This window comes from Streptomyces sp. NBC_00726, assembly GCF_045161735.1.
Taxonomy (GTDB): domain Bacteria; phylum Actinomycetota; class Actinomycetes; order Streptomycetales; family Streptomycetaceae; genus Streptomyces.
Window position 1 is genome coordinate 5,991,269 of record NZ_CP108983.1, and the last position, 25,142, is coordinate 6,016,410.

Genomic DNA, 25,142 nt, shown 5'->3' on the forward strand with positions numbered 1-25,142 from the left:
CGGCGGGTCTGGAACACTCCAGTCGCTCTCCACCCCATATCCCCCCACCGCGAAGGCTTCCCATGGCAGACATCGACCGCCGCCGGCTCCTGAAGCTCGCCGGGGGCTCCGTCGCCCTCACCGCCCTGTCGAGCAGCATCGCCCGCGCCGCGTCCCTTCCCGCCCGGGGGCGTACGGGCACCATCGAGGACGTCGAGCACATCGTCGTCCTGATGCAGGAGAACCGTTCCTTCGACCACTACTTCGGGACGATGAAGGGCGTACGGGGCTACGGCGACCCGCGCCCCGTCACCCTGCCCAGCGGCAAACCGGTGTGGCACCAGGCGGACGCGGCGGGCAAGGAGGTGCTGCCGTTCCGGCCGCCGGCCGACGCGCTCGGGATGCAGTTCCTCCAGGACCTGAACCACGACTGGGCGGGCGGCCACCGGGCGTTCAACAAGGGCGCCTACGACCAGTGGGTGCCCGCCAAGACGGCGACCACGATGGCCCACCTCACCCGGGACGACATCCCGTTCCACCACGCGCTCGCCGACGCGTTCACCCTCTGCGACGCCTACCACTGCTCGTTCATCGGCTCGACCGACCCCAACCGCTACTACCTGTGGAGCGGTTGCACCGGCAACGACGGCGCCGGCGGCGGGCCCGAGCTGGGCAACGACGAGCGCGGATACGGCTGGACGACCTACCCGGAGCGGCTTGAGGAGGCCGGGGTTTCGTGGAAGGTGTACCAGGACATCGGCGACGGGCTCGACGCCGCCGGGTCCTGGGGCTGGATCGGCGACGCCTACCGGGGCACCTACGGCGACAACTCACTGCTGTACTTCAACAGTTACCGCGACGCCCAGCCCGGCGACGCACTGTACGACAAGGCCCGCACCGGCAGCGACCTGAAGAGCGGGGGCGGCCTGCTGGACGACCTCAAGGCCGACATCGCGGCCGGGACGCTTCCCTCGGTGTCCTGGATCGTGGCGCCCGAGGCGTACAGCGAACACCCCAACTGGCCCGCGAACTACGGCGCCTGGTACATCGCACAGGTGCTGGACGCGCTCACCGCGGACTCGGAGGTCTGGGGGCGCACCGCCCTGTTCATCACGTACGACGAGAACGACGGGTTCTTCGACCACGTCGTGCCGCCGTACGTCCCGTCCGGGCCCGCGCAGGGGCTGTCCACCGTGGACACCGCCGCCGACTACTTCCCGGGCGACCCGCGGTACGCGGCGGGTCCCTACGGGCTCGGCCAGCGGGTGCCGATGACCGTGGTGTCGCCCTGGAGCACCGGCGGCTACGCCTGCTCGGAGGTCTTCGACCACACCTCCGTCATCCGGTTCATGGAGCGCCGTTTCGGGGTGCGCGAGCCGAACATCTCGCCCTGGCGGCGGGCCGTCTGCGGCGACCTCACCTCCGCCTTCGACTTCGGCCGCACGGACCCCGCCGCGCCCGGACTGCCGTCCACCGCCGCCTACGAGCCCCCGGACCGCGACCGGCATCCCGACTACCGGCCCGTGCCGCCCGCCACCGGAGCGGTGCCGCGGCAGGAGCCCGGCTCACGGCCCACCCGCCCGCTGCCCTACGCGCCGCTGGTGGACGGCACCGCCGACCCGGCCGCAGGCACCTTCCGGCTCACCTTCGGCGGCGGGCCGGCGGCCGGCGCGCACTTCCTCGTGACGTCCGGCAACCGCACAGACGGCCCCTGGACCTACACCACGCACGCGGGCGCCTCGGTCGCCGACACCTGGAACACCGTGTACTCCCAGGGCGTCACCGACCTCACCGTGCACGGCCCGAACGGCTTCCTGCGCTCCTTCCGCAACCCCGGCAAGGCCGCGGGCCCCGAGGTGACGGCCCGTCATGACACCGCGACGGGCAACCTCGAACTCACCCTCACCCACTCCGGCACCGGCTCCGTCCGGCTGACCCTGCGCAGCGCCGCCGCCTACGGGGGAGAGGTACGGACGGTCACCGTGCGTCCGGGGCAGACCGTCCGGCGGACGCTCGACCTGCGCCGCAGCAAGCGCTGGTACGACGTCACCGTCACGGGCGACGCGGACGACACCTTCCTGCGGCGCTTCGCCGGGCACGTCGAGACGGGCGAGCCCGGGGCGAGCGACCCGGGGCTGCGGACGGGCTGAGACCCCGCGCGGACCGGCCGGGGACGGCGACCGGCGCGCCCCGAGCGACCGGAGCTACCGTCCAAGGTTTGGAATTGATCGTGAATGACCATCCTGTCGCACATAAAATCCTTATAGTGAGCGAGTGTTGACCGCGTGATCTTGACGCGTGCCGTCGTTCGCCACAGGAGTCAGGATTCATGACGCGCCCCTCCCCGGCCGAGTCCGCGCCGGTGTCCCCGGACGCCCCTTCCGGCTGCCCGGCGCACGCCGGCGCCGTGCCGCTCTGGGGGCCCGGCTTCCAGGCCGAGCCGCAGAGCGTCTACCGCGCGATGCGCCGCGAGTACGGGCCGGTCGTCCCCGTCGAACTGCTCGGCGGCTTCCCGGCCTGGCTGGTCATCGGCTACCGGGAGCTCCACCGGGTCACCACCGACGGCGAGCTGTTCCCGCGCGACGTCGGCCTGTGGAACCAGTGGCCGAACGTCCCCGACGACTGGCCCCTGCTGCCGATGGTCGGGCGGCCCATGCCGTCCATCTACTTCAGCGCGGGCCAGGAGCACCTGCGGCACGCCCGCATGGTCACCCCCGCCCTCGAAGGCGCCGACCCGTTCCGCATCCGGGCGCACTGCGAGCAGCTGGCCGACCGGCTGATCGACGCGATGTGCTCCCGGGGCACCGCCGACCTCGTCGCTGAATTCTGCGAACCGCTGCCCGTGCTCGTCCTCGCCCGGCTCGTCGGCTTCCCCGACGGGGAGGGCGCCGACATCGCACGCGTACTGAAGGACCTCGCGGACGGCGGTCCCGAGGCGCAGAGCGCCCACCAGCGGTTCGGCGAGCACATGGCCCGGCTGCTCGCCTCGAAGCGGGCCGAGCCGGGGGACGACGTGACCTCCCGGATGCTCGACTACCCCGAGGAGTTCACGGACGAGGAGTACACCCTCGACCTGATGGCCATCACGGCCGCCGGACACCTCCCGACCGCCGACTGGATCAGCAACTCGGTCCGGCTGATGCTCACCGAGGACGAGTTCGCCGACTCCATGGCCGGCGGCCGGCGCAGCATCGGCGAGGCCATGAACGAGGTGCTGTGGGAGGACACCCCCACCCAGATCCTGGCCGGCCGCTGGGCCGCCCGCGACACCCAGCTGGGCGGGCAGCGCGTCAAGGCCGGCGACATGCTGCTCCTCGGGCTCGGCGCCGCCAACACCGACCCGCTGATCCGCCAGGGCGTCTCCGGCGGACCGGGCCCCGCCCAGGGAGGCAACGGCGCGCACCTCGCCTTCAGCCACGGTGAGTACCGGTGCCCGTTCCCCGCCCAGGAGATCGCAGAGATCATCGCCAGGACCGGCATCGAGGTGCTGCTCGACCGGCTGCCCGACCTCCGGCTCGACGTCGCCGTCGAGGACCTGGTCCGTCGGCCCTCCCCCTTCCTGCGCGGCAACACCACGCTCCCCGTCCGGTTCACCCCCGTACGCACGACAGGAGAATTCTCGTGACCTGCCCCCATGCCGCCCAGGCCGCGGCCGATCCGGGTGCCACCGTCGTCATCGACCCCATGGTCCGGGACCTCGACGGCGAGACCGCGCGGCTGCGCGACGCCGGACCGCTGGCCCGCATCGAACTCCTCGGTGTGCCCGCGTGGACCCTCACCCGGCACGCGGACGCCCGGCGGCTCCTGGTCGACCCGCGCCTGGTCAAGGACATCAACGCCTGGGGGCTCTGGCAGAGCGGCGAGGTGACCCACGCCTGGCCGCTCATCGGCATGATCGACGCCGGACGGTCCATGTTCACCGTCGACGGCGCGGAGCACCGCAGGCTGCGCACCAAGACCTCCCAGGCGCTCACACCCCGCCGCCTGGAGGCGATACGCCCCGACATCGAGAAGTTCACCGCCGAGCTGCTGGACGCGCTGGCGGAGGGCGGCCGGGACGGGGCCGTCGTGGACCTCAAGTCGGTGTTCGCCCAGCCGCTGCCCATGCGGGTCGTCGGCATGCTGATGGGGGTCGACCCGGCGGAGAACGCCATGCTGACCCGTCAGTACAAGAAGTTCTTCTCCATGCTGACCCCGCAGGACGAACGGCTCGCGCTCCTCGCAGACCTGGACGTCTTCTACGCCGGACTCGTACGCGAGAAGACCGCGCACCCCACCGACGACCTGACCTCCGCGCTGATCCTGGCCGAGGAAGGCGGTGAGCCGCTGACCGAGGAGGAGGTCATCGGCAACCTCAAGGCCATGGTCGCCGCCGGCCACGAGACCACGATCGGGCTCATCCTCAACGCGGTACGCGCCCTGCTCGCCCACCCCGACCAGCTGCGGATGGTCCTCGACGGCGAGGTCTCCTGGGACACCGTGATCGAGGAGACCCTGCGCTTCGACACCCCGACCACCCATCTGCTGATGCGGTTCGCCACCGAGGACATCGAGGTCGGCGACTCCGTCGTCGCCAAGGGCGAGGGCGTGGTGATCTCGTACCGGGTGATCGGCCGCGACCCCGAGCAGCACGGCCCGGACGCCGACGCCTTCGACATCACGCGCTCCACCCCGATCCGGCACATGACCTTCGGGCACGGCCCGCACATCTGCCCCGGCGCGGCGCTCTCCCGGGTCGAGGCGGGCATCGCCCTGCCGGCGCTCTTCGCGCGCTTCCCGGACCTGCGGCTCGCGATCCCCGACGCCGAGCTGCGCAACCTCCCGGTGATGACGCAGAACGACATGGAGTCCTTCCCGGTCCTCCTCGGCGGCTGATCCGGTGTGACGGGGAGGCGGCCGGCGGGCATATCGTTGCGGTAGCCGGAAGCCTCCCCGTGTGTCGAAGCGCTTCGACAGTGGTCTGGACATGCCGTCACGGCAGGGCTAGGCTCGCGCTGTCTCTCCACGTCACGGCTGGAGAGAGCGGAGTCGAAGCGCTTCGCCACATCCGACCGTGAGGGAGAGCCGTGGTCACCCTGGCCGAGGTCGCACAGCACGCCGGAGTCTCCGCGAGCACGGTGAGCTACGTCCTCAGCGGGAAGCGGTCCATCTCCGTCGCCACCCGTGAACGCGTCGAGCGGAGCATCCAGCAGCTCGGCTACCACCCCAACGCCGGGGCCCGGGCGCTCGCCAGCAGCCGGTCGAACATCATCGCGCTGATGGTGCCGCTGCGCACCGACATGTACGTGCCCGTGATGATGGAGATCGCCATCGCGGTCGCCACCACCGCCCGCACCCACGGCTACGACGTCCTCCTCCTCACCGGCGAGGAGGGGCCCGCGGCGGTGCGCCGGATCGCCGGCAGCTCGCTGGCCGACGCGATGATCCTGATGGACGTCGAACTGCACGACGAGCGCCTTCCGTTGCTGCGCGAGACCGACCGGGCCGCCGTCCTCATCGGACTGCCCGCCGACACCGCAGGACTGACCTGCGTGGACCTCGACTTCGAGGCGACCGGGGCGCTCTGCGTGGAGCATCTGGCCGGTCTCGGCCACCGCGAGATCGCCGTCATCGGCGAGGCCGCCGCGGTCTACGAGCGGCACACCGGCTTCGCCGAGCGGACCGTCGACGGTGTACGCGCCAAGGCGCGGGAGACCGGTGCGCGCGTCCTGCACCGTCCCTGCGAGGGCGGCTACGCGGCGATGGCCCAGACCCTGTCCCGGATATTCGACGAGCGCCCCGGCACCACCGGCTTCATCGTGCAGAACGAGGCGGCGGTGGAACCGCTGCTCAACCTGCTGCGCCAGCAGGGCAGGGCCGTCCCCGAGGACGTGTCGGTGGTGGCGATCTGCCCCGAGCAGGTGGCCACCCAGGCATCGGTGCGGCTGACCTCCGTCGCCATACCGGCGCAGGAGATGGGCCGCCGCTCCGTCGAGCACGTCGTCGCCAAGCTGTCCGGCCGGGACGCCGGCGAAGTCGAGCTGCTGGCACCGGAACTGACGGTACGTGAGAGCACCGGGCCCGCTCCCCGGTGACCGCGTGAGCCGGCCCCCGCGCGGGGGCCGGCTCCTCAGGTGCGCGGGTCAGCTCGCGGAGACGCCGAATCCGTTCGTACGGAAGTCGAGCCCGCCGGCCGACGAGGTGATCTCGTAGCCGAACTGGACGTCGCCGATGGTCTCATTGCCCCACCAGCCCTTGGTGTCCTTGATCCACTTCAGGATCGGCAGGATGTCCACCGTCCCCGAGGTGGAGTCCGAGGTGCGCAGGAACGAGAAGACCTGGTTGGACCCGTTGTCGCCCTTGTACACGGTCCAGGTGTGCCCGCCCAGCGTCAGATTGCCCTGCGGGGTGCCCAACGGCCCCACGGCGCCGTGGTGGTTGACCCAGAGCATGACCTCGTAGTCGTAGTCGCTGTCCCAGATGTCGTACGAGGTGTTGTACGCGCCGGACGACGGGACGGTGACGTTGTACGTGCTGGTGAGCGACGACAGCGAGCCGATCGGCTTGTTCACCACCTTCTTGGCGTTCGGGTACGACTTGATGCCGCCGGTGTCCGGGTGGTCCGCCCAGACGCCCCAGTCCGAGGAGGAGTTGACCCAGATCGACTGGGCGCCCGCGCCGGAGCCCCAGATGTTGTTGTAGAGGGTGTAGTTGTCGGAGGTGGTGTACGTGCCCCACTGGTCCGACGAGGACCAGACGGCCGCCTGGGCCGGGGCGGAGGCGAAGCCGACGAGGGCCGCCAGGGCCACCGCCGGGGTCAGGGCGATCCTGCTGAGGGTGCGTCGTGCCATGGTCGTCCTTCCATGGTGGGTGGGGGGAGTGCTACCGCGCCCGGAGTTCCAGGACGCGGTCCACGCCGGCCGTCAGCTCCAGAGGAGCCGAGGGGGAGCCGGCGGAGGCTTCGGTACGGGTGTGGGCCTCGCCCGTACGGATGTCGACCCGGGCGTCACGCGTCGGGCGCAGCACCGCCGTCGCGGTGCCGTCCGCCGACCAGCGCAGGTCCACGGACGCGCCGAACCGCGTAAGCACACCGCGCAGTTCACCGCCCGGGCAGCCCGCTGGCGGAGCGGGCAGCAGGACCAGCCGGTGCGGGGTCGACTGCACCAGCGACTCGATCACGGCCGCGGGCAGCGCGTGCGCCGCGTCCGCGTTGTACACATCGCGGCCCGGGTAGTGGGCGCTCATCAGCGAGTCGTGGAAGAAGTCGCCCGCGAGCACCGACCGGACCGCCGCCGAGGCCCGGGCCCCGTCGCGCAGCCGGGCCGCGATCAGCGTGTGGTGCAGATGGCCGTGCGCCGAGTCGTTCTCCGCGCCCCGCAGTTCGAGCGCCCGGTGCGCGGCGGCGGCCAGCTCCGGCGTGTCGTACGGATTGACCGCGTCCAGTGGCCACACCGGGTACAGGTGGCTGAGATGGCGGTGGTCGTATGTCTCCGCCAGCCCCGGCCACGCCCACTCGGCGAGCGCGCCGTCCTCGTTCACCCGGTAGTCGGCGAGCCGGTCCGCCAGCGCCCGGCGGCGCCCGGCGACCAGGGTATCGGGGCAGCGGTCGGCCGACGCGGTGAGCGCGTGCCGGGCCGCCGCCAGGTCCATCGTCGCGTCGACCGTGCCCCAGCTCGCGTTGGCCGGACGGTTCTCCGGTGAGTACGAGGGCACCACGGCCACTCGCCCGTCCGGGCCGGTCCGGGTCAGGAAGTCCTCGTAGAACAGGGCCGTTTCATGCAGGGCGGCGGTCAGCCGGGGGTCCTCGGTCCCCGTCGTCTCCGCGTGCTCGATCAGCGGCTCCAGGAGCCAGTCCGCGCCCGCCGTCCACAGATGCAGCGGGTAGGCGCGCTGGTAGTGCCGGGTGTGCCCGGACTCGCCGTCCGTGTGCGACGGGGCCACGATCCCGCGCGCCCCGAAGATGGCCCGCGCGTTGTCCCGCCAGTCCGCGAGCTGCCCGTACACCAGCGCCGCATGGGCCTCGGACACCTCCGGCAGTGCCGCCGCCGCGGCCGAGGCGACCTGGAGATTCAGATTGGCGTTCGTCGTGAACGCCCCCGACCAGGCGGTGTCCCAGTCGCCCGTCCAGAGCCCGGTCAGCCGGGGCGGCAGGGCCCCGGACGCGGACAGCAGGTGGTAGCGGCCCGCCGCGCACAGCCGCTCAAGCAGCGCCGGGCTGTCCGGTCGACGGAGCAACTCCGAGCCGGGCAGCGTCCGTTCGGCCGGGTCCGCGTCCAGGGTGAGCGCCGCCCGCTCGAAGGCGGGCCGGTGCAGCGCCACATGCCGGGCCAGCAGCGCGGCATACCCGTCACCCGGCAGCGCGGCGCACTCCGCCGCCAGGTCCAGGTGTCCGGTGTGCCGGCGCACCCGGGTCAGCAGCAACAGGCTCCGCGCGCCCTCGACGCGGACACCCTCGCCCGCCACCGACACCCGGCCGCCCTCCGTGCGGAGCACCGTCGCACCGGTGTACGCGAGCTCGCTGTCCGGGTAGCCCGCGCGCAGCGACAGCCGGGCCCCGTCCGGGGTGAGCACGGTGCTCCGGCCGACGGCCAGCCGGGGCGGGGCGCCCGGCAGACCGTGGTCGAGCGTCACGTCCACGGCGAGCCCCGGCCCGGTGACGTACTGGACGATCACATCGTCGGCGCGCGAGACGAAGACCCGGCTGCGCCACGACTCGCAGCCGGCGGTGATCTCACCGGTGGCGAAGTCGACCGCCCGGCGGTAGCCCGCGGCCGGGTCGGCGGCGTTCCCGGGCACCGGCCGGACGCGGGTTTGGAAGGCCGGGTGGAAGGGCTGCACCCACACCAGCGGCCGGCCCGCGCCGAAGTGCTCCGCCGCCCCGGTGTCCCCGGCGAGCAGCGCGCTCTGGACCCGGCCCAGCCGGTCCGCCAGCTCCGGCGGCCGGACGTGCCGGCTGCCGTTGGGCCGGACCAGGGTGTGGTGGTTGACGATCACGCGGTCGTCGGCCGGGTCGCCGTACACCATGGCGCCGTGCCGGCCGTTGCCGCCGAGGAAGGCGTCCTCCCAGCGGGCGGCGGGGCGCGGCTCCCAGGTGGAGTCGATGTCCGTACGCGCGGTCACGGCGCGGCTCTCCGCAGCACCGCGACGCCGTAGCGGCCGAGCGCGATCCGGTCCGTCACCGCGCGCCCGGTGAGCAGGTCCTCGTACCCGCCGGGCACGGTGACGGTGACCATCTCGCGGCGGTGGTGCAGCAGGAACAGCAGCTCGCCCCGGCGCACCGCCTCCACCCCCTCGGGCAGCCCGGCGAGGACCGGCTCCACCCCGGCCTCCCGGACCACGCCGGACAGCAGGGCCCGCAGCGCCGGGGGCTCGGGGAGCGTCGACACGTACACCGCGCGGCCCCGGCGCAGCACGGCGGGCAGCCCGGCCAGCTCGCCGTCCCGGTAGGCGGCCAGCACCTCGGTGCCCTCGGCCGCCTCCAGCTCCTCGGACCACAGGGTGCCCCGGAAACCGTCGCACTCCACGGTCTCGTCCGCTTCCAGCGGCCACCACTCGTGCAGGGTCGCGATCCCGAACAGCTCCCGCAGCCGGGCGTCCATCCCGCCCGGCCGGATGCGGTCGTCCACGTCCGCGATGCCGCTGAAGAACCCGCACACCAGGCGCCCGCCGCCTCGTACGTACGCCACGAGGTTGCCGACCGCCGTGTCGTCGAGGAGGTAGAGGTGCGGGACGAGGACCGCCTTGTACCGGCTCAGGTCGGCGTCGGGGCGGGCGAAGTCCGTGGGCGTGCCGTTCTCCCACAGCGCCCGGTGCCAGCTCCGGATCACCTCCGGGTAGTCGAGCAGCGCGGACGGGCCGCCCTCCTGGGCGCCCGCCCACCAGGCGTCCCAGTCGTGCAGGACGGCCACCTCGGCGGCCACGCCCGTACCGGACACGGCGGCGCCGATCGCGGCCAGCTCGCCGCCCAGCCGCCGGGTCTCGCGGAAGGCGCGGCCCTGCTCACCGGCGTGGCCGACCATGCCCGAGTGGAACTTCTCCGAGCCCTGCCGGGACTGCCGCCACTGGAAGTAGCAGATCGCGTCGGCGCCGCGCGCCACCGACTGGAGCGACCAGAGCCGGTTCAGCCCCTCCGGCTTCGGGTGGTTGACGCCCCGCCAGTTCACCGCGCCCGCCGCCTGCTCCATCAGCATCCACGGGCCGTCCGCCTGCGAGCGCGTCATGTCGGCGAGCATCGCGTTGTACTGCCCGCCCCACGGGTCGCGCGGGTCCGGGTAGACGTCGACCGAGACGATGTCCTCCTCGGCCGACCAGGCCCAGGCGTCCTGGCCCGACCACAGCGGCATGAAGTTGGTGGTCACCGGGATGTGCGGGGTGTGCCGGGCGACGATGTCGCGTTCGGCGGTGAAGCACTCCATCAGCGCGTCGGACGTGAAACGTCTGAAGTCCAGCACCTGGGTGGGGTTTCTCATGTACTGCGCCTTGCGCGGCGGCAGGATCTCCGTCCACGCGTCGTACCGCTGGCTCCAGAAGGCCGTACCCCACGCCTCGTTGAGGGCGTCGAGCGTTCCGTACCGGGCACGCAGCCAGCGGCGGAAGTGGCCCGCCGTCTCGTCGCACCAGCAGTGCGTGCAGTACTCGTTGTTGATGTGCCACACGGTGAGCGCCGGATGCTCCGCGTACCGCGCGGCCAGGTCCTCGGTGAGCGCGGCGGCGTAACGGCGGTAGACCGGTGAGCTGGCGCAGAACTGCTGGCGAGAGCCGTACCAGACGATGGACCCGTCCTCCGCGCGCGGCAGCGTCTCCGGGTGCCGGGCCCCCATCCAGGGTGGCGGGGACGCGGTCGGGGTGGCGAGCACGACGCCGATGCCATGGGCGTGCATCAGGTCCATCAGCCGGTCCAGCCAGTCGAACTCCCTCGCCCCGGGGCGGGGTTCGATCTTCGCCCAGGAGAAGACGCCGAGGGTGACGGAGTTGACGCCGGCCTCCTTCATCAGCCGGACGTCGTCCTCCCACACCTCCTCGGGCCACTGCTCGGGGTTGTAGTCGCCTCCGAAGAGGATGCGGCCACGGGCCGCGTCGCGCAGGGACGGCATGGCGTCTCCGGTTCTCCTGGGTGGGGGTTCAGGGGGGTGTCTTGCCGATCAGGGCCGGGTCCACGACGCTGATCGACAAGACACCCCCCAGGGGTGCGGGGCCGGTCAGCCCTTCACGGCGCCGGTGAGCATGCCCTTCTGGAAATGCTTCTGGACGAACGGGGACAGCACCGCGACCGGGATCAGCGCGAGGATCATCACCGCCATCTGCACCGCGAGGCTGTTGATCTGGCCGCTGCTGACGGCCGCGCCCATCGCGCCCGGCGGTACCTGGTGCTGGAGGACCAGCTGACGCAGGATCATCTGCAAGGGGTATTTGTCGCTGTCCTGGATGTAGAGCATCGCGTTGAACCACTGGCTCCAGTAGCCGACCGCGTAGAACAGCGAGATCACCGCGATCACCGCACGTGACAGCGGCATGATGATCTGTAGCAGGATGCGCCACTCACCGGCCCCGTCGATGCGGGCCGCGTCGATGAGTTCGGGCGCGGTGTCCATGAAGAAGCCGCGCAGCACCAGCACGTTGAACACGCTGATCGCGCTCGGCAGGATCATCGACCAGTAGCTGTCGCTCAGCCCGATCCCGGTGACCAGCAGATACGTCGGGATGAGGCCGGCGCCGAAGAACATGGTCGCCATCAGCGTCATCAGCAGCGGGCGGTGCGCGTACGAGTCGCGGCGGCTGAGCCCGTACGCGCAGAGGATCGAGACCGCCATGCTGACGGCCGTACCGACGACGGTCAGACCGACGCTGACGGCCGCCGCGCGGGTCACCGCGCCCCCGCTCAGCAGCTCCTTGTACGCGACGAAGGTGATGTGCTTCGGCCAGACGACCAGGCCGCCCGCGTCGTTGATGGTCCTGGTGTCGGAGAGGCTGGTCACCAGCACCACCCAGATGGGGACGATGATGACCGCGCAGATCGCGACGAGCCCGAAGCCCTTGAAGGCCAGCCCGGCCTTCGTCGGCTCCTCCTCCCACACCGGGCGCGGTTCGATGCGCAGGGCGCGCTGGAGGCATGTCTCGGTGTGGGGCGCCGGCTCCGCCCGCTGGTCCAGGAGAGTTGTCATTTCTTGGAGTACACCCCCTGCTCGCCCAGCATGTGGGCGACCTTGTTGGCACCCAGCACCATGGCGACGCTGAACAGCCCCTTGAAGATGCCGGCGGCGGCCGCGTAGCCGAAGTCGCCGGTCTTGATGCCCGTCCACCAGATGTAGGTGTCCAGGATTTCCGAGGCCCCCGCGCCCACCTGGTCGCGCTGGAGCAGGATCTGTTCGAAGTCGAGGTTGAGCGCGCTGCCCACCCGCAGCACGAGCAGCAGCGCGATGACCGGGCGCAGCGCGGGCAGCGTGACGTGCCACATGCGGCGCCAGCGGCCGGCCCCGTCGACGGCGGCGGCCTCGTACAGATCGGTGTTGACGGCGGCGAGCGCGGCCAGGAAGACGATGACGCCCCAGCCGGCGTCCTTCCACACGGCCTGTGCGCTGACCAGGAACTTGAAGAAGCCCGGATCGGTCATCAGGTCGAAGCCCTCGTGGCCGTGCTCGCGCAGCCACTGGGCGACCAGTCCGGCGCCGCCGAACATCTGCTGGAAGACGGTGACGACGAGCACCCAGGAGAAGAAGTGCGGCAGATAGACGACCGCCTGCACCCAGGCCCGGACCCGGGTGCTCATGATCGTGTTGAGCAGCAGCGCGATGGCGATCGGGATCGGGAAGAACAGGACCAGCTGGGTCACGAAGATGACCAGCGTGTTCACGAGGACTTCCCAGAAGCGGTAGTCCTCGAAGATCCGGGTGAAGTTGTCGAACCCGACGAACGGGCTGCCCGTGATGCCCAGGTCGTACACGTCGTAGTCCTGGAAGGCCACGATGTTCCCGAGCAGTGGGATGTAGTTGAAGATCAGCAGCAGCGCGATGGCCGGCATCGTCATCAGGATCAGCGTGCGGTCGCGCCGCAGCCGCTGCCGCCAGGTGATCCCGTCCCGTTCCCGCCGGGGCCCGCCCCCGGCCCGCGTCCTGCCCGCGCTCCTCGTCTCCCCGTCGTCGCCGTCCCCGGCGCCGCTCCCGCCGCCCGGGACGCCCGCCCCGCCGGCGGGGCGGTCCGGGGCGGCCGCGACCGTGGCCCGTGCCTTCACCCTGTGCTCCCCATGTCGTGCTCGTGACCCCGGCCGCCGGGCTGTGCGTGCCCGGCGGCCCTACCTCTCGTACGTACGCGTCAGTTGCCGGAGCCGTTCTTGTCGAGGATGTCCTGGTACCAGTCGCGCAGCTTGTCGCCGCCGCTCTTCTTCCAGGTGTTCACCGCGTCCTCGACGTCGGCGACCTTCTTGCGCCCCCGGCGGATGTCCTTCTGGAGGTCGTCGAAGGGGGTGTACAGGGAGGCGTAACGCTGCGGCTCGACCACCTGCATGCCGAAGAAGAGGGGCTTCTTGATGTGCGGCGCCTGGCGTGCCATCCAGCCCGCGTAGTCCCTGGCCAGCTGCGGCTGGTCCGGGTAGGCGATGGAGGTGGGCGGCGAGGCCACGAACAGGAAGGTGGAGGGCTGCGCCTCCTCGACGCCCTGCGGGGTGTACGTCGGGGTGCCGTCCTTGATCGTGTAATGGGTGCCCTTCACCCCGTAGTTGGTGAGCATGAACTCCTCGGTGCCGAACGGCGCGGCCGCGTAGTCGGCGATCGCCAGGAACTCCTGGATCCTGTCCTTGGAGAGGTTCTTGCTGAGGAAGGTGAAGATGCCCGCCGGGTCGTCCTGCCACAGGACCGGCTCGCCGCCGTCGTGGTGGAAGAAGTCCAGCGCCTGCATGTCGAACTTCGGGTTGGCGGCGGCCTGTTCGGTGACCATGCCCTTCCAGCCGCCGGTACCGTCGTTGTACATGACGACGTGTCCGCTGGTGAAGCGGATCTTCGCGTCGGCGTCCTTGTTGGCCTCGGCGTCCGGGTGGACGTACCCGCCGTCGTGGAGCTTACGGGCGAAGGCCAGCGCCTCCCGGTACTCCTGCGTCTCGATCTTGTGGACCAGCTTGCCGTTCTCCAGCTGCCAGTAGTGCGGCGCGTCCGGGAGCAGCCCGAATATCTTCTGGATGCAGGTCCACAGGTCGTCGAAGGCCCACACCTTCTTCCTCGGGGCGGTGTACTCCTTGCCGAAGGACAGCAGGTCGTCGGCGCTCGCCGGGACGGCGCCGGAGCCGGTCAGGTCCTTGCGGTAGAAGATCGCGTTGCCGATGACCGGCGTCGGCATGGGCAGTCCGCGCAGCTTGCCGCCGAAGACCGAGTACTGCCAGGCCCCGGTGGGGATGTTGGCCAGGTTGGGGTACTTCTTGACGGCGTCACCCGCGAGATACGGGGAGAGGTCGGCGAACTTCGCGGTGATGGCGTTGCGGATCTGCCCCTGCATGTTCCAGCCGGGGATCGTCATGACGTCCGGGATGTCCGAGCCGGCGAGGACCGCGCCGATCTTGTCCTGGTACGTGTTGCCGTCCTGCGGGTCGAAGTTCAGCGTCGCCCCGACCGCCTTGTTCACGGCCGTGTAGTACGGGTTGTTCTTCTTCGGGACCGTGCCCCACAACGGGGTCATCACCCGGAACTCCGAGCCCTTGCCCGGCACCGACTTGACCGACACCACCAGCGGGTCGGGGAGCTTGGTGAAGCCCGGGCTGGAACCGTTGACGCCGGGGACGTCCGGCTCGACCAGATTCAGCGGCGCATAGCTCGGCACGACCTTCTTCAGGGCCTTGCCCGTGGTCGTGCCCTCCTTGCTTCCGGCGCCGGAGCCGGACCCGCCGCACGCGGCGAGCAGCGGCACCCCGCCGGCCACGGCGACGGCCGCCACCGCGCCCGTGGCGAGGAAGCTTCTCCGGCTCGGGGCGGAGGCGGAGGGGGAGGAATGTGGCGTCATTGCGTCAACCCTTCGAGGCGCACCAGGTGCGGCGGTTCAACGGGGAGGCGTCCTACGGTGTCGCCGTCCCGGGGGATCAGGGGCGAGGGAGCCCCTTCGCAAGTCGGTCGAAGCTCTGTCGAAGCGCTTCGATGTTGCAGCGAGGTTAAGTGAAGGGTCCCGGCCGCACAAGAGTCCGTTTACAGATTCCTCCGACCTGTTTTCCCGCCTCCCCTGGTGCAACGAGGGCGTGCAGGCGGCGGAGACCGGGGGCGGCCCCTTGACATGCGCGGGGTCGTCCGTCGAGCATCGAAGCGCTTCGAAAGATCGTCCGAGGCTGCTCCGTGGCCCGCACGACGCGCCGGCACCGCCATACCTCCCACCTTTGACGAAGGACCCGCACGTGACGGAACAACCGCAGCCCTTCCGCGACCCGCGACTGCCCTTCGCGGAGCGCGTCGACGACCTGCTCCGGCGGCTGACCCCCGACGAGCGCGTCGCGATGCTGCACCAGTTCGCCCCGGCGGTCGACCGGCTCGGGCTCGCCGCCTTCCGCACCGGCCAGGAGGCCCTGCACGGCGTCGCCTGGATGGGGCAGGCCACGGTCTTCCCGCAGGCCGTCGGGCTCGGCGCCACCTGGAACGACGACCTGGTCCGCCGCGTCGGCGAGGCCGTCGGCGACGAGGTCCGCACCAAGCGCGCCCACGACGACCGGGTCGGGCTCAACGTCTGGGCCCCCACCGTCAACCTGCTGCGCCACCCGCTCTGGGGGCGCGGCGAGGAGGGGTACTCCGAGGACGCCGGGCTCACCTCCGCCATCGCCGTCGCGTACACCCGGGGCCTGCGCGGCGACCACCCGCACTACTGGCGCACCGCCCCCGTCCTCAAGCACTGGCTCGCCCACAACAACGAGACCGACCGCGACACCTCGTCCTCCTCGGTCCGCCCGAGGGTGCTGCACGAATACGACCTCCGGGCCTTCCGCGACGCCGTCCGCGCCGGCGCGGTGGCCGGGGTGATGCCCGCGTACAACCTGGTCAACGGCCGCCCCAACCATGTGTCGCCGCTGCTCTCCCGGCATCTGCGCACCTGGACCGAACAGCCCCTGGCCGTCTGCTCCGACGCCGGAGCGCCCACCAACCTGGTCGACTCCGAGCACTACTTCGACACCCACGAGGAGGCGACCGCCGCCGCCCTGCGCGCCGGCGTCGACAGCTTCACCGACCACGGCCAGGACTCCTCCGTCATGACCGCCCGCATCCAGGGCGCCCTGAAGCGCGGCCTGCTGGACGAGCAGGACATCGACACCGCCGTCCGCCGCCTGCTCCATATGCGCTTCGCCCTCGGCGAGTTCGACCCCGGGCTGGACCCGTACGCGGACACCGGCGCACTCGACACCGAGGAGCACCGGGCGCTCGCCCGGGAGGCCGCCGAGCAGGCCGTCGTGCTCCTCAAGAACGACGGGCTGCTGCCGCTCGCCCCGGACGCCGGCCGGACCGTCGCCGTCGTCGGGCTCCTCGCGGACGCCTGCAAGCTCGACTGGTACAGCGGCACCCTGATCCACCGCGCCACCCCGCTCGACGGACTCCGCGAACGCTTCGGCGCCGACCGGGTGATCCACGCCGAGGGCGCCGACCTGGTCCGCGTCAAGTGCGCGGACGGCTGGCTGCACATCCCCGAGGCGGACCCGGCCGGTGACGCGGCGCGGGGCGCGGAGGGCGCGCTCGACCCGGCACTGCTCGCGGGCCGCACCGACCTGCCCCCGCTGACCTGCGCCGACACCCCGTCCGAGCTGGCGCTCGTGGACTGGGGCGGCGGTGTGATCACCCTGCGGGAGCCGGCCGGCCGCTATCTCTCGGTCGCCGAGGACGGCTTCGTACGCGCCTCCGCGGACGAGCCGGGCGGCTGGATCGTCCAGGAGACCTTCCGGCGGGAGGCGGTGGAAGGTCATGCCGGCGGTCACCGCCTTCTGCACATCGGAACGGGTGGGTATGTCTCAGTCGCCGCCGACGGCGTAAAGGTTGCCGCCCCGGACGAGAAAAATTCCGCGGCCGCCGCCACCGTCTTCGAGACCGAGATCACCGAGCGCGGCGAGGACGCCGTCGCCCGCGCCGCCGCTGCCGCCGACACCGTGATCGTGGTCGTCGGCAACGACCCGCACATCAACGGCCGCGAGACCGAGGACCGGGCAACCCTCGACCTGCCCGCCCAGCAGGAACGCCTCTGGCGCGCCGCCCACGCCGCCAACCCGCGCACCGTCCTGGCGGTCACCTCCGCCTACCCGTACGCCCTGACCGACGCCGCCGCCACCCTGCCCGCACTGCTGTGGACCGCGCACGGCGGCCAGGCGGCGGGCACCGCGCTGGCCCGCGTCCTCGCCGGCGACGTCTCCCCGGCCGGCCGGCTCCCGCAGACCTGGTACACCTCCGACGCGGAGCTGCCCGGCCTCCTGGACTACGACATCATCGGCTCCCGGCAGACCTACCTGTACTACGAGGGCACCCCGCTGTACCCGTTCGGCCACGGGCTCACCTACAGCGACTTCACGTACAGCGACCTGACCGCCGTACGCGAGGGCGAGCTGCTGCACGTCTCGCTGAACGTCACCAACACCGGCGCCGTCGCCTCCGACGAGGTCGCCCAGCTGTACGCAAGGGCCGTGGCCCCGTCCGTACCCCGGCCGCTGCGCCAGCTCGTGGGGCACCGCAGGCTGCACCTGGCCCCCGGTTCCGCCGAGCGCGTCGCGTTCACCGTGCCGGTCGAGGAGCTGGGCCACTGGGACGTGGCGCACGGCCGCTGGGCCGTCGAGCCCGGCGCGTACGAGCTTCGGGCGGGCGCCTCCAGCACGGACATCCGGGACGTCACGGTCGTCACCGTCGGCGGCGAACCGGCCGGGCCGCGCCCGGTCCTGGTCCGGGGACTGGAGGCGGCCGACTACGACGAGCAGCTGGGCACCGCGATCGTGGACCGGGCGAAGACGGACGGCGACGCGGTCACCACCATCGCCGAGACCAACGAACTCCTGTACCGCCGCTGTGACTTCGGCGCCGGTACGAGCGGCGTCGAGGTGCTGGCCGCCGGTGAGGGGGCCGTCCTGATCACCGCCGACGGCGCCACCGTCACCGTCCCGGTGCCCGCCACGGACGGACCGTACGACCACCGCACCCTCCGCGCCGGTCTGACCGCCTCCGGCACCGGCGACCTGCGCATCTCCCTGCGCGGCACGGTCCGGCTGGCCCGGCTCGGCTTCACCGGGGCCGGCGCGTGAAACGCCGCAGCCTCCCCGTTCCCCCTTCCGATGCCCCCGGCAAGGAGTCCGCATGAAGTTCACCGACGGCTTCTGGCTCATGCGTGAGGGCGTACGCGCCTCCTACGCGACCGAGATCCGCGATCTGCGTGTCAGCGCCGACCGTTTCACCGCGTACGCGGCGGTGAAACGGGTGGCCGCGCGCGGTGACACCCTCAACACCCCGCTCATCACCGTCGACTGCTTCTCCCCGGCCGAGGGGATCATCGGCGTCCGCGCCACGCACCACGCAGGAAAGGCCCGCCGGGGACCGGACTTCGCCTTCCCCGGGCTGGACCCGGCGGGCTCCGGCGCCCGCACCCGGCAGGACGGCGGTGTCACCGAACTCACCAGCGGCCCGCTGACGTTGCGCATGGACGGCGAAGGGCCCTGGGGCCTCTCCTTCCTCGACGCCGAAGGCCGCCGCCTCACCGGAGCCGACGCCAAGGGCACCGCCTTCGCCACCGCTCCTGGCGGCGCCCACCACATGATCGCCCAGCTCACCCTGGACGTCGGCGAGAACATCTACGGGCTCGGCGAGCGCTTCACCCCGTACGTGAAGAACGGCCAGAGCGTCGACATCTGGCAGGCCGACGGCGGCACCAGCAGCGAACTCGCCTACAAGAACATCCCGTTCTACCTCTCCTCGCGCGGCTACGGCGTCTTCGTCAACCACCCCGGCAAGGTCTCCTTCGAGGTCGGCTCGGAGTCGGTCGGGCAGGTGCAGTTCAGCGTCGAGGACCAGTCGCTGGAGTACTACATCGTCGCCGGTCCGACCCCGAAGGAGGTGCTGGCCCGCTACACCGCGCTGACCGGCCGCCCGGCGCTCCCGCCGGCCTGGTCGTTCGGCCTGTGGCTGACGACGTCCTTCTGCACCTCGTACGACGAGGAGACCGTCACCTCGTTCGTGGAGGGGATGGCGGAACGCGACATCCCGCTCTCCGTCTTCCACTTCGACTGCTTCTGGATGCGCGAGTACCAGTGGTCGGACTTCCTCTGGGACCCGGACGTCTTCCCCGACCCGGAGGGCATGCTCGGCCGGCTCAAGGAACGCGGGCTGCGGATCAGCATGTGGATCAACCCGTACATCGCCCAGAAGTCGGCGCTGTTCGCGGAGGGCGCCGAACTCGGCCATCTGGTCCGCCGCCCCAACGGTGACGTCTGGCAGTGGGACCTGTGGCAGCCCGGCATGGCCCTGGTCGACTTCACCAGCCCGGCCGCGCGCGAGTGGTACACCGGCAAGCTGCGGCTGCTGCTCGACCAGGGCGTCGACTGCTTCAAGACGGACTTCGGCGAGCGCGTCCCGACCGATGTCGTCTGGCACGACGGCTCGGACCCCGAGCGGATGCACAACTACTACGCGCAGCTCTACAACAAGACGGTCTTCGAGCTCCTGGAGAAGGAGCGCGGCCACGGCGAGGCGGTCCTCTTCGCCCGGTCCGCCACGGCAGGCGGCCAGCAGTTTCCCGTGCACTGGGGCGGCGACTGCTTCGCCTCGTTCACGGCGATGGCCGAGTCCCTGCGCGGCGGCCTCTCCCTTTCGCTCTCCGGTTTCGGCTTCTGGAGCCATGACATCGGGGGCTTCGAGGGCACCCCGGACCCGGCGGTCTTCAAGCGCTGGCTCGCCTTCGGGCTGCTCTCCTCGCACAGCCGGCTGCACGGCAACGTGTCCTACCGGGTGCCGTGGGAGTTCGGCGAGGAAGCGGTGGACGTCGCCCGCGAGTTCACCCTCCTCAAGCACCGGCTCATGCCGTACCTGTACGGTGCCGCCGCCACCGCCCACCGCACCGGCATCCCCGTGATGCGGCCCATGCTGCTCGAATTCCCGGACGACCCGGCCGCCCGCACCCTGGACCGGCAGTACATGCTCGGCCCCGACCTGCTGGTCGCCCCGGTCTTCACGGAGAGCGGCGAGGTGGAGTACTACGTCCCCGAGGGCACCTGGACCCACCTGCTCACCGGTGAGACGGTCACCGGCCCCGCCTGGCGCCACGAGACCCACGGCTTCGACAGCCTCCCGGTCCTCGTCCGCCCCGGCGCGGTCCTGCCCTGGGGCGGCGACGACCGGCGCCCGGACGGCGACTGGCTCGACGGGCTCACGCTGCGGGTGTTCGGGGAGGGCGACGGTACGGAGGTGACCGTGCCGGACCACACGGGTGCCACGGCCGCCACCTTCCGGGTGGCGCGCGACGGCGACACCCTGACCGTCGCCTCCGAGCGCATCGACCGCCCGTACCGCGTGGTCGCCGAGGCGACGGGGGCGACGGGGGAGGGGAGGGGGACGGTGACGGTACGGGGGGCGTAACCGTTCCTTGAGCCCTTTCGTATTTGCCTAAGGCCCTTAGGTGCGCGCATCATGGCCGTCCCCGGACGAGGAGGCGACCATGGTGCGCGCGGGTCTGACCGCCGAACGCCTGACCAGGGCGGGAGCCGAGCTGGCCGACGAGGCCGGCTTCGACCGGGTGACCGTGTCGGCGCTGGCACGGCGGTTCGACGTCAAGGCGGCGAGCCTCTATTCGCACCTGAAGAACTCCCACGACCTGAAGACCCGGATCGCCCTGCTCGCCCTGGAGGAGATGGCCGACCGGGGCGCCGCCGCCCTCGCGGGCCGGGCCGGCAAGGACGCGCTGAGCGCCTTCGGCGATGTGTACCGGGACTACGCCCGCGAGCACCCCGGCCGTTACGCCGCGGCCCAGATGACGCTGGACCCCGAAACGGCGGCCGCGAGTGCCGCCCCGCGGCACTCGCGGATGACCCGGGCCATCCTGCGCGGCTACGACCTGACCGAGCCGGACCAGACGCATGCCGTACGGCTCCTGGGCAGTGTGTTCCACGGATTCACCACCCTGGAGGCGCAGGGCGGGTTCAGCCACAGCGCCCCCGACTCGCAGGAGTCCTGGTCCCGCACCCTGGACGCGCTGGACGCCCTCCTGCGTAACTGGCCGGCGCCGGGGTCCTCGTGACCGTGACTCGGGGTGGGGTCACCCCAACCCCCGTAACGCCGCCGGACCGGCCCCCGGGGCAGGGGCCGGTCCGGCGGTGGGTGCGCCGTCAGGCGCCCGGCGGCAGGTGGGCCGGGCGGCCCCGGCCCCGCGTCACCGAGTAGCCGAAGACGCCCGCGAGGGCGGCGAGTATGCCGCCGCCGGCCGTCCACAGCCAGCGGCTGGTCCACCAGCCGGATGACCAGCCGTCCTCGGGCTCACCGGCCATGGCGACCGGCTCGGCGGAGGCGTCCGTGCCGTCGTCCGAAGCCTGCTCGGCCGAGGAGATCCCCGGGACCAGCGGCTTCGACAGGCTGCCGTCCACATCGGCGGACCCGCCCTGGTCCTTCGAGTCGACCTCCACCTCGGCGCGCACCGGCAGACCGAGGTCGGCCTGGGCCAGGTCCACGACCGTGAGGCGGACGTAATAGCTGCCCGGCAGCGGGTCGTTGGCCCACGGCTCGGCGTTGGCCCGGACGGTACGCAGCACACAGGTCAGCTCGACCGTGGCGGCGTCGGCCGCGGCGGTGCCGGTCTGCTTGCCGTACATGCACGCCTGGCGGCGGCGCAGCCCGTCGTACACGTCGACCTGCCAGGTCTGCGCCCCGTGCCGGGCGGCGCTCTCGGGCAGCGTGACCTTCGCCGTCACCGTGGCACGCTGCCCGGCGTCGGCCGGGAAGACCCAGTACAGGTAGTCACCGGTCGAGGCCCCGGCGGTGGCGGTCTCGCCCTGCTGGAGCGCCGTGGCGGTACGGAAGGCGGTGCCGGCCTCCGTGGGGCCCGAAGCGTCGCCGGAGGCGCTGGGGCTCGGCGACGCGTCGTCGGCCGCGGCGGCGCCCGCCCCGGACAGCACGGCCAGGCCGGTCAGCAGCGCGCCCGCGAGCACACGTCTCGTACGGGACATCAGCGGGTCCTCCAGACAGCGATACGCCAGCGTGAGATCCAGCCGAAGAGCAGACCCACGATCAATCCGGTCAGGGCGAGCAGGCCCAGCAGCCACCAGCCGTGGCCAAGACCGAACGCGGCGACGTCCGCCGCCTCGTCCGGCGCGTCCACCACGTCGACGGTCAGCTCAAGCGGCATGCCGGGGGCGGTCTTCACCGAGGCCGGGGCCGAGAACGAGTTGCCGACCTGGAGGCACACGGTCTCCGGGGTCTGCTCGTCGTCGTCCTGCTCGGGCTTCGGATAGCGCAGCCCGGACGAGATGGCGTCGGTGCGCCCGGTCCCGGACTCGGAGCCCCGGACGATCTCGCGGCCGTGCGTGGTCACCGCGCGCAGCAGCATCCCGTAGTCGTTGTTGACGGCGCGGTCGGCGAACACGCTGACCGAGGCGCGCAGTTCCTGACCGGGCTTCACCTCGACCTTGTACCAGCGGTGCTCGGCGAACTTCTCGCGGTCGGTGTAGAGGCCCGGCTTCAGCTCGGGCGCGTCCGTGCAGCTGTCGGCGCCCTTCGTGGCGACCGGGGTGACCACGGGCTCGGCCGCCCGGTCCACCAACTGCTTCACACGGCCCGACAGTTCGTCGGTGTGCTGGACGGCCGTGTAGGTGCCGCCGGTCGCCTCGGCGATGCAGGTCAGCTGCTGACGGATCTTCGCGTTGGGCACCAGGCCCAGCGTGTCGATGACCAGGTGGATGCCGCGCGCCGCGATGTCGCGGGCGACCTCGCACGGGTCGAGCGGGCCGCAGGTGTCCTCGCCGTCGCTGATCAGCACGATCCGGCGGGTGGAGTCGCCGCCCTCCAGATCGTCGGCGGCGCCCAGCAGCGCGGGGCCGATCGGGGTCCAGCCGGTGGGGGCGAGCGTGGCCACGGCGGTCTTCGCCTCGGTGCGGTCCAGCGGGCCGACCGGATACAGCTGCTTGGTGTCCTTGCAGCCCACCTTGCGGTCGTCGCCCGGATAGTCGGCGCCGAGGGTGCGGATGCCGAGCTGCACCTGATCCGGCACCGCGTCCAGCACCTCGTTGAACGCCTGCTTCGCCGCGCTCATCCGGGACTGGCCGTCGATGTCGCGGGTCCGCATGGAACCGCTGACGTCGAGGACCAGTTCGACCTTGGGGGAGGCTTGGGTGGGGGTTTCGTCGGCCGATGCGGGCAGCGCCGAGCCGAGCCCGGCGGTCAGGGTGGCGAGCAGGATGCCCACCCCGACCGTCAGCCTTCTTCTTATGATCATCGCCGGATAGTAGTGAACATCAGTTCGCTATCCAAAACGGCTGGTGGCCGCCGTGCCCGCGCACAGCTGCCTTTGACGGCCGGTCAGCCGGTACGGTCCCCGCCGAGCAGCGGCCCGGCCGCCCGTTCCAGTACGGAGCCCACTCGCTCCCACGCCGTCAGATCCCGCTCCACCGCCTCCAGAAGCAGGTCCGCGCCGGTGTCCCAGCCCGCCGCGACTGCCACCGGGTCCGCCCCCGTCGCCGCCGAAGCGGCGAGCGCCGCGGCCCCGAGCGCCACCAGCTCCCCGGCCCCCGGCACGATCACCGGCCGTCCGGACAGCCGGCGTACGGTCTCCACCCACACGCGCCCCTGCGCCCCGCCGCCGATCAGCCGCAGCGGACGGGCCGCCACCTCGGGGTCCGCCGGGTCGAGCCCGCAGGCCCGGGACAGCTCGTCGAGCGCCCGCAGCACGGTCACCACCGCGCCCTCGTAGGCGGCGCCGAGCAGCTGCCGCGGGGTCGTGTCGTGCCGCAGTCCGGTGAGCAGACCGGCCGCCGTCGGCAGGTCCGGGGTGCGCTCGCCGTCCAGGTACGGCAGCAGCACCGCCTCGCCGCCGGGCACGGCGTCATCGCGGTCCAGGCCCAGCAGGGCGGCCACCTTGTCCACGGCGAGCGTGCAGTTGAGGGTGCAGGCCAGCGGCAGATACGTACCGTCCGCCGCCGCGAACCCGGAGAGCGCGGCCGAGGCCGGCCGGGTCCGGGAGGCCGCGAAGACCGTGCCCGAGGTGCCCAGGCTCAGCACCGGGTGGTCCAGCAGCCCGGCGCCGCCCAGGCCCAGCCCGACGGCGGCGCTCATGTTGTCCCCGGTGCCCGCCGCGACGGCGATCCCGGCGGGCAGCCCCAGCGCCTCGGCGGCCGCGTCCGTCAGCGAGCCGACCCGCGCCCCGCCGCTCGGCGCCACCTCGGGGAGCAGCGCCGGGTCGAGGCCGATGAGCGCCAGCAGCTCCGGGTCGTAAGAGCCGGTCGCGGTGGAGTACCAGCAGGTGCCCGAGGCGTCGCCCGGATCGGTGACGGCCCGGCCGGACAGCCGCTCGGTCAGGAAGTCGTGCGGGAGGCGTACGGCGGCGGCCGCCTCGGCGGTCTCCGGCTCGTTCTCCCGCAGCCACTGCCACTTCGACGCGGTCATCGCGGCCACCGGGACCGAACCGGTGCGCGCGGTCCAGGCGTCCGGTCCGCCGAGCGCGGCGGTGAGCGCGGCGGCCTGCGGGGCGGACCGGGTGTCGTTCCACAGCAGGGCCGGGCGCAGCGGACGGCCCCCGGCGTCCAGGACGACCAGGCCGTGCTGCTGGCCGGCGACCGCGATGCCGATCACGTCCGCCGGGGCGGTTCCGGACTCCTTCAGCCCGGCGGCGACCGCGTCGCGCAGGGCCCGCCACCAGACCTCGGGGTCGCTCTCGCGCGCACCGCCCTCGCCGGTGACCACATGCGGGGCGCGGCCGACGGCGAGCAGCCGGCCGGTGGCGGTGTCGGTGAACGCCGCCTTGGTGGACTGGGTGGAGCTGTCCACACCGATGACGACGGTATGCGGCGGCATGGCTGACCTCATTCGCTGATGTATTTGATCGTACGCAAAACAAATTACGTGATCGAGCCCGTCCGGAACAGGCCCGGTTCCGGGTTCGCGGCGATCGCGTGCGGACGTCTCCGCTCCGGGGGCTTTACGTCGCCCGGGGTGCCCGTGCATGATTAGTCATGACAGTGAACAAATTGAGGTTCGGCCGCCCGACCGGCTGCGGACCCAAGGCCC

Annotated in this window: 16 protein-coding genes; 7 read left to right on the forward strand and 9 right to left on the reverse strand. The window is 72.0% G+C overall.

Annotation, left to right across the window (positions count from 1 at the left end):
* Window positions 1-62 precede the first annotated feature (62 nt).
* The 4 genes from OG338_RS26635 to OG338_RS26650 all read left to right on the forward strand — a co-directional run bounded on the left by OG338_RS26635 (window position 63) and on the right by OG338_RS26650 (window position 6,053).
* A complete protein-coding gene (locus OG338_RS26635; RefSeq protein ID WP_405939762.1) occupies window positions 63-2,129 on the forward strand; it encodes a phosphocholine-specific phospholipase C in 2,067 nt (688 codons plus the stop codon).
* Window positions 2,130-2,308: 179 nt separating this feature from the next.
* Complete coding sequence (locus tag OG338_RS26640; protein WP_405939763.1) at window positions 2,309-3,604, forward strand: cytochrome P450; 1,296 nt, start codon at window positions 2,309-2,311, stop codon at window positions 3,602-3,604.
* Window positions 3,601-4,854, forward strand: coding sequence for a cytochrome P450 (locus tag OG338_RS26645; RefSeq protein ID WP_405939764.1), 1,254 nt, complete (start codon window positions 3,601-3,603; stop codon window positions 4,852-4,854). The genes OG338_RS26640 and OG338_RS26645 overlap by 4 nt, the downstream gene beginning before the upstream one ends.
* Window positions 4,855-5,045: 191 nt before the next feature.
* A complete protein-coding gene (locus OG338_RS26650) occupies window positions 5,046-6,053 on the forward strand; it encodes a LacI family DNA-binding transcriptional regulator (RefSeq protein WP_405939765.1) in 1,008 nt (335 codons plus the stop codon).
* Window positions 6,054-6,101: 48 nt separating this feature from the next.
* Here OG338_RS26650 and OG338_RS26655 read toward each other — a convergent pair whose 3' ends face one another.
* From OG338_RS26655 to OG338_RS26680, 6 genes are all read right to left on the reverse strand, one after another.
* A complete protein-coding gene (locus OG338_RS26655) occupies window positions 6,102-6,809 on the reverse strand; it encodes a glycoside hydrolase family 12 protein (protein WP_405939766.1) in 708 nt (235 codons plus the stop codon).
* 31 nt (window positions 6,810-6,840) lie between these two features.
* Window positions 6,841-9,078, reverse strand: a complete 2,238-nt coding sequence (locus tag OG338_RS26660) for a glycosyl hydrolase family 95 catalytic domain-containing protein (protein WP_405939767.1) — start codon at window positions 9,076-9,078, stop codon at window positions 6,841-6,843.
* A complete protein-coding gene (locus OG338_RS26665) occupies window positions 9,075-11,051 on the reverse strand; it encodes a beta-galactosidase (RefSeq protein WP_405939768.1) in 1,977 nt (658 codons plus the stop codon). The genes OG338_RS26660 and OG338_RS26665 overlap by 4 nt, the downstream gene beginning before the upstream one ends.
* A gap of 105 nt (window positions 11,052-11,156) precedes the next feature.
* Window positions 11,157-12,119 carry a carbohydrate ABC transporter permease gene (locus OG338_RS26670; RefSeq protein ID WP_405939769.1) on the reverse strand — a complete coding sequence of 321 codons (963 nt, stop codon included), beginning with the start codon at window positions 12,117-12,119 and terminating at the stop codon, window positions 11,157-11,159.
* On the reverse strand, window positions 12,116-13,186 hold the full coding sequence (locus tag OG338_RS26675; protein ID WP_405939770.1) for an ABC transporter permease: 1,071 nt from the start codon (window positions 13,184-13,186) through the stop codon (window positions 12,116-12,118). Before OG338_RS26675 ends, OG338_RS26670 begins: the two co-directional genes overlap by 4 nt.
* Window positions 13,187-13,266: 80 nt before the next feature.
* Window positions 13,267-14,874 (reverse strand): extracellular solute-binding protein, encoded by a 1,608-nt coding sequence (locus tag OG338_RS26680; protein ID WP_405940536.1) that lies wholly within the window; start codon window positions 14,872-14,874, stop codon window positions 13,267-13,269.
* A 448-nt stretch (window positions 14,875-15,322) separates the two neighbouring features.
* Here OG338_RS26680 and OG338_RS26685 point away from each other — a divergent pair, with 448 nt between their 5' ends.
* The 3 genes from OG338_RS26685 (at window position 15,323) to OG338_RS26695 (ending at window position 21,168) form a co-directional block, all read left to right on the forward strand.
* The gene (locus OG338_RS26685; RefSeq protein WP_405939771.1) at window positions 15,323-18,187 is read left to right on the forward strand and encodes a glycoside hydrolase family 3 C-terminal domain-containing protein; all 2,865 of its coding nucleotides are present in this window, start codon (window positions 15,323-15,325) and stop codon (window positions 18,185-18,187) included.
* A gap of 52 nt (window positions 18,188-18,239) precedes the next feature.
* Window positions 18,240-20,510, forward strand: coding sequence for an alpha-xylosidase (yicI, locus tag OG338_RS26690; RefSeq protein ID WP_405939772.1), 2,271 nt, complete (start codon window positions 18,240-18,242; stop codon window positions 20,508-20,510).
* A gap of 79 nt (window positions 20,511-20,589) precedes the next feature.
* A complete protein-coding gene (locus tag OG338_RS26695; protein WP_405939773.1) occupies window positions 20,590-21,168 on the forward strand; it encodes a TetR/AcrR family transcriptional regulator in 579 nt (192 codons plus the stop codon).
* Window positions 21,169-21,256: 88 nt separating this feature from the next.
* Here OG338_RS26695 and OG338_RS26700 read toward each other — a convergent pair whose 3' ends face one another.
* The 3 genes from OG338_RS26700 to xylB all read right to left on the reverse strand — a co-directional run bounded on the left by OG338_RS26700 (window position 21,257) and on the right by xylB (window position 24,929).
* Window positions 21,257-22,090, reverse strand: coding sequence for a hypothetical protein (locus tag OG338_RS26700; RefSeq protein ID WP_405939774.1), 834 nt, complete (start codon window positions 22,088-22,090; stop codon window positions 21,257-21,259).
* Window positions 22,090-23,355 carry a VWA domain-containing protein gene (locus tag OG338_RS26705; RefSeq protein WP_405939775.1) on the reverse strand — a complete coding sequence of 422 codons (1,266 nt, stop codon included), beginning with the start codon at window positions 23,353-23,355 and terminating at the stop codon, window positions 22,090-22,092. Before OG338_RS26705 ends, OG338_RS26700 begins: the two co-directional genes overlap by 1 nt.
* Before the next feature lie 83 nt (window positions 23,356-23,438).
* On the reverse strand, window positions 23,439-24,929 hold the full coding sequence (xylB, locus tag OG338_RS26710) for a xylulokinase (RefSeq protein WP_405939776.1): 1,491 nt from the start codon (window positions 24,927-24,929) through the stop codon (window positions 23,439-23,441).
* Window positions 24,930-25,142 lie beyond the last annotated feature (213 nt).

Bases quoted from the DNA above. Each gene is read 5' to 3' on its own strand.
- OG338_RS26635 (WP_405939762.1), top strand. From the start codon at position 63: ATGGCAGACATCGACCGCCGCCGGCTCCTGAAGCTCGCCGGGGGCTCC.
- OG338_RS26640 (WP_405939763.1), top strand. From the start codon at position 2,309: ATGACGCGCCCCTCCCCGGCCGAGTCCGCGCCGGTGTCCCCGGACGCC.
- OG338_RS26655 (WP_405939766.1), bottom strand. From the start codon at position 6,809: ATGGCACGACGCACCCTCAGCAGGATCGCCCTGACCCCGGCGGTGGCC.
- OG338_RS26665 (WP_405939768.1), bottom strand. From the start codon at position 11,051: ATGCCGTCCCTGCGCGACGCGGCCCGTGGCCGCATCCTCTTCGGAGGC.
- OG338_RS26670 (WP_405939769.1), bottom strand. From the start codon at position 12,119: ATGACAACTCTCCTGGACCAGCGGGCGGAGCCGGCGCCCCACACCGAG.
- yicI (WP_405939772.1), top strand. From the start codon at position 18,240: ATGAAGTTCACCGACGGCTTCTGGCTCATGCGTGAGGGCGTACGCGCC.
- OG338_RS26695 (WP_405939773.1), top strand. From the start codon at position 20,590: ATGGTGCGCGCGGGTCTGACCGCCGAACGCCTGACCAGGGCGGGAGCC.
- OG338_RS26700 (WP_405939774.1), bottom strand. From the start codon at position 22,090: ATGTCCCGTACGAGACGTGTGCTCGCGGGCGCGCTGCTGACCGGCCTG.
- OG338_RS26705 (WP_405939775.1), bottom strand. From the start codon at position 23,355: ATGATCATAAGAAGAAGGCTGACGGTCGGGGTGGGCATCCTGCTCGCC.
- xylB (WP_405939776.1), bottom strand. From the start codon at position 24,929: ATGCCGCCGCATACCGTCGTCATCGGTGTGGACAGCTCCACCCAGTCC.